This is a genomic window from Vibrio sp. 10N.222.46.A1 (genome assembly GCF_041473595.1).
GTDB lineage: Bacteria > Pseudomonadota > Gammaproteobacteria > Enterobacterales > Vibrionaceae > Vibrio > Vibrio tasmaniensis_A.
In genome coordinates this window covers 1-702 of the sequence record NZ_JBFRSN010000479.1, presented here as the reverse complement: position 1 = coordinate 702, position 702 = coordinate 1, and the positions used below count along the sequence as shown (strand labels likewise).

1 protein-coding gene is annotated in these 702 nt (G+C 49.7%); it reads left to right on the top strand.

All coding sequences use genetic code 11. The features are described 5' to 3' along the window. The first annotated feature begins 498 nt into the window (after positions 1-498). Positions 499-645: a hypothetical protein gene (locus AB4496_RS14290; protein ID WP_157936411.1), complete on the top strand. Its 147-nt coding sequence runs from the start codon at positions 499-501 to the stop codon at positions 643-645. Positions 646-702 lie beyond the last annotated feature (57 nt).

Genomic DNA, 702 nt, shown 5'->3' with positions numbered 1-702 from the left:
GGCTTGATAGGCGGCTTTTTTATTATGACGGTTTAAGGCTGATTTTAAGTGCTGCGTTGTGGTAACGGCTTGAGTTGGGCGTTACCCTTCGGGCAAGGCTTTTCGCTTGTATCTTTCATCTATGGCCTAAGAGTGGCATCACCCTGGTGAGTCACTGCGTGCCGCCCCAGGCTGTGCCTCTCTACAGCCCCTATCTAAAAGGATATCGCTGCAATCCTGAACGCCTGCGCTACTGCGTAGCTGCGCCTCGTCGTGCCTCCTCGTTACCTTTCACTGATTTCAATTAAGTTCGAGTAAGGGCTTTCTGTCTTATGTGCCGATTTCCCTTTCGACTCGCATCATTTGATGGGGCTCGCAGGCTGTTAACCCTCCTCAATCAGAACCTTCTCTGCAAGGGTAAATGAACGCTTCGCGCCCCTGCAGAGAAGAACCATGTTTGAGGTAGGGACAGCCAAGCGGCTCCATAAAAGTGATACTCAAACAGAAAGGAAACTCCTCATGGCACAACGACAATCAACCCCAACTCTCTCTAAATCGAATTTCAGCGACCAGCGTTTCGCCGCTGGCCACGAAAGCTCACCAAAAAATGATATCTCTTTGGGCGTGCACCCAGTAGGGCTAAGTCGTGATGTTGTCCTATCATGATCAATATCTGTGGAAAATATTGTCGTGATTGCCGCTCATGTAAAAGCAAGAGCCAGG

Coding starts and splice junctions, on each gene's coding strand:
- AB4496_RS14290 (WP_157936411.1), top strand. CDS start 499: ATGGCACAACGACAATCAACCCCAACTCTCTCTAAATCGAATTTCAGC.